This window comes from Alkanindiges illinoisensis DSM 15370 (genome assembly GCF_000619845.1).
In the GTDB taxonomy this organism is placed as follows: Bacteria; Pseudomonadota; Gammaproteobacteria; order Pseudomonadales; family Moraxellaceae; genus Alkanindiges; species Alkanindiges illinoisensis.
The window spans coordinates 1-3,884 of the sequence record NZ_JHUX01000001.1; the positions used below are offsets into that span (position 1 = coordinate 1).

Below are 3,884 nucleotides of genomic sequence, written 5' to 3' on the forward strand. Positions count from 1 at the left end.
AGACATCACAGAAGCCATGAGCTTTCCCTGAGATGTGGAAAGGTCAAACTGCAAACCTGTTTGTGCCACCAGAGATACCCCGAAATGCCCAAGATCTTGTAATGACTGTACGAGATCCACGGTGCTTCTGCCCCAGCGTGTCAATTCCGTCACCAAGATGGCATCGATTTCACGAGATTGCGCCATGGTCATCAAGTATTTTCTTTGCAATCTCTCATCCTTACTGCCTGATGCAGTTTCTTTCCAAACACCGACAACATCGTAGCCGCAACGATTGGCGTAGGCACGTAGGTCATATTCCTGTCGTTCGCAGGACTGATCGTTCGTTGATACTCGGCAATAAATGGCCGCATTCTGTCCCAATTGAACCTCCTTGCGAAATTGCAGCGCAAAGCTAAGCGTGGCGGTACAAAATAATGTACCTTTAATAGTTTAGTTTATTTGGGACTAATGAGCCATGCCGCGCCATTCTATTTTGTCGTCCACGGAATTGGGAAGCCTGTTCGAAATTCCAGATGATAGAGCTTTTATGCTTCAGCATTACACTCTGAGTGATTCTGATAAATCCATAGTCCATCAACATCGAGGGGCATCCAACAAGCTAGGCTTTGCAATTCAACTTTGCTACATGCGTTACCCTGGAGTGATATTGGGTATTAACGACGAACCATTCAAACCCTTACTTTTCATGATGGCTGCTCAACTTAGTATATCAGTGGACTGCTGGAATGATTATGGTCAGCGCGAGCAAACAAGACGAGAACATATTGCCGAATTGAAAAAAGTTTTTGGGTTCAAACTATTCACCTTGAGTGACTATCGGCAATCGGTCAATATGATGGTGGATTTGTCCCTTCAGACAGATAAAGGTCTTATTTTAGCCACAACTCTCGTTGAAAATTTACGACAAAAATCAGTCCTTTTGCCAGCTATAAATGCAATTGATAGTATTTGCGCAGAAGCAATCACATCTGCCAACCGCATAATTTATACTGCTTTGACGAGCTCACTTTCAGAAACTCATCGTCAAAATATAGATGCTTTGCTGAACCGTAAAGAGGGCAGCAAACTGACAATATTGGGGTGGCTTAGACAGTCACCAGCTAAACCAAACTCAAAGTACATGCTTGAGCACATTGAGCGGCTGAAGTGCTTACAAGCCATCGATCTACCTGAAGACATTGGAAAACACGTTCATCAAAATCGCTTACTGAAAATTGCTCGCGAAGGTGGGCAAATGACTCCTGCTGATTTGGCCAGATTTGAATCTCAACGTCGATATGCCACTTTGGTAGCAATCGTTGTGGAGAGTATGGCCACGATCACCGACGAAATTATTGACCTGCATGATCGCATTATTGGAAAGCTATTTGCTATCGCAAAAAATAAACACCAGCAACAATTTCAATCATCAGGTAAAGCGATCAACGACAAAGTGCGTTTGTATGGGCTTATCGGGAAAGCCTTGCTAGATGCCAAGCAAAATGGCAGTGATCCGTTTGCCGCCATCGAAACTGTTATTTCATGGGATGCTTTTGCAGCAAGTATTACTGAGGCAGAAAAACTGGCGCAACCCGAAGACTTTGATTTTTTACCACGAATTGGCGAGAGCTATGCAACTTTACGCCGTTACGCGCCAGAACTTCTTGCCATACTTAAATTGCGTGCTGCCCCAGCAGCAAAAGATATGCTTGCCGCTGTAGAGTTGCTCCGCAGCATGAATGTTGATAATACACGAAAAATCCCCTCTAATGCTCCAATAGCGTTTATCAAAAAACGGTGGGCAAGACTAGTCTTTACCGATGATGGTATTGATCGCCGCTATTACGAAATATGTGTGTTATCTGAACTTAAAAACTCGCTACGGGCTGGGGATCTCTGGGTACAAGGCTCTCGCCAATTCAAAGACTTCGATGAGTATTTAGTGACTGCTGATAAATTTAATCAGCTAAAACAGTCCAATGAGTTACCTCTAACCATTACTACTGATTGTGATCTATATTTGCAAAGTCGCCTTTCACTATTGGAGCAGAAATTAGCAATCATTAATCGCATGGCAGCGACCAACGATTTGCCTGATGCGATGATCAATCAATCTGGTCTAAAAATAACACCTCTCGATGCCGTGGCTCCTGATACAGCCCAAACTTTAATTGACCAAACAGCAATGCTGTTACCACATATCAAGATCACCGAATTATTAATGGAGGTCGATGAATGGACAGGCTTTACTCGACACTTCACTCATTTGAAAACGGATGACACTGCGAAGGATAAAGCGTTATTGCTCACGACCATACTGGCTGATGCAATTAATTTAGGGCTGACGAAAATGGCCGAATCATGTCCTGGTACAACTTATGCCAAACTCTCATGGCTACAGGCTTGGCATATCCGTGATGAAACTTATTCAACGGCATTGGCCGAATTGGTGAATGCTCAATTGAAACAACCTTTCGCTGAAAACTGGGGAGATGGCACTACCTCCTCATCAGATGGCCAACGCTTCCGCGCAGGTGGCAGAGCTGAAAGTACAGGACATATCAATCCAAAATATGGCGCAGAGCCTGGAAGGTTATTTTATACACACATTTCTGATCAATACGCACCATTTAGCAGTAAGCTGATCAATGTGGGCGTTCGTGATTCAACCTATGTTCTTGATGGGCTGCTGTATCACGAGTCTGATTTACGCATCGAGGAACACTACACCGATACGGCTGGATTCACCGACCATGTTTTTGCACTCATGCACATGCTAGGGTTTCGATTTGCACCACGAATTCGTGATCTGGGCGATACGAAACTCTATATTCCAAAGTCAGACATAGACTATGCCGCACTTAAACCCATGATTGGCGGCACACTGAATATCAAACAGATTCGTACTCATTGGGACGATATTTTGCGTCTGGCCGCATCAATCAAGCAAGGGACTGTCACAGCGTCGCTAATGCTACGTAAACTCGGTAGTTATCCACGACAGAATGGTTTGGCATTGGCATTACGAGAGCTGGGGCGTATTGAGCGCACACTGTTTATCTTGGATTGGTTGCAAAGCGTAGAACTACGCCGTCGGGTTCAAGCTGGATTAAATAAAGGTGAAGCCCGTAATGCATTAGCGCGCGCCGTTTTCTTTTATCGATTGGGTGAGATTCGAGATCGAAGCTTTGAGCAACAGCGTTATCGAGCCAGTGGCTTGAATCTAGTGACCGCCGCCATTGTATTGTGGAACACGGTTTATTTAGAGAGAGCGACTAACGCCCTACGAGGGCATGGTCGCACAGTCGATGATACCTTGCTGCAATATCTGTCACCGCTGGGGTGGGAGCACATCAATTTAACTGGGGATTATCTATGGCGAAGCAAAGCCAAGATAGGTGGTGGAAAATTTAGGCCATTGCGCGCAATTGAAAAACCTTAGCGTGCTATATTTTCCGTTTCCTGAGACGACCCCTATCATTACGACGAACTTGAGCTTCTCGGAATGGAGCAATGTATTTGGTGATGCTAAGTTGACGACTGCACTGCTGGATCGACTGACTCATCATTGCCATATCATCGAAACGGGTAATGAATCCTATCGTTTTAAGCAAAGCACGGAGGAAGCCAAGCAGCGTATAAAGAAACGAGAAGCAGAGAAAGGAGAGTTATTTTAACCGTCGATCAGTGAAGAAAAAGCAACAGCAATTGATCGATTTATCCACAGCAGTGTAGTACGCTACATTGCTTAAATGCCTGGTCAATATTCAACGAGCATCGCTGGTCAATATTAAGTGAGCGTCAACAATCTTGGGCATTTCGGGGTATCTCTGGTGGCACAAACAGGTTTGCAGTTTGACCTTTCCACATCTCAGGGAAAGCTCATGGCTTCTGTGATGTCT

Annotated in this window: 2 protein-coding genes and 1 pseudogene; 2 read left to right on the forward strand and 1 reads right to left on the reverse strand. The window is 44.7% G+C overall.

The features are described 5' to 3' along the window. Nucleotides 1–363, reverse strand: a 363-nt coding sequence (locus Q337_RS16195; RefSeq protein WP_004726713.1) for a recombinase family protein, incomplete at its 3' end; no start/stop codon positions are given. A 94-nt stretch (nucleotides 364–457) separates the two neighbouring features. Between Q337_RS16195 and Q337_RS0100015 the strand changes: the two genes are divergently transcribed. Then, a complete protein-coding gene (locus Q337_RS0100015) occupies nucleotides 458–3,424 on the forward strand; it encodes a Tn3-like element ISAcsp1 family transposase (protein WP_004726714.1) in 2,967 nt (988 codons plus the stop codon). Between the two features lie 16 nt (nucleotides 3,425–3,440). After that, nucleotides 3,441–3,659, forward strand: a pseudogene (locus tag Q337_RS0100020) (ATP-binding protein); the annotation flags it as partial. Nucleotides 3,660–3,884 lie beyond the last annotated feature (225 nt).

Bases quoted from the DNA above. Each gene is read 5' to 3' on its own strand.
- Q337_RS0100015 (WP_004726714.1), top strand. From the start codon at position 458: ATGCCGCGCCATTCTATTTTGTCGTCCACGGAATTGGGAAGCCTGTTC.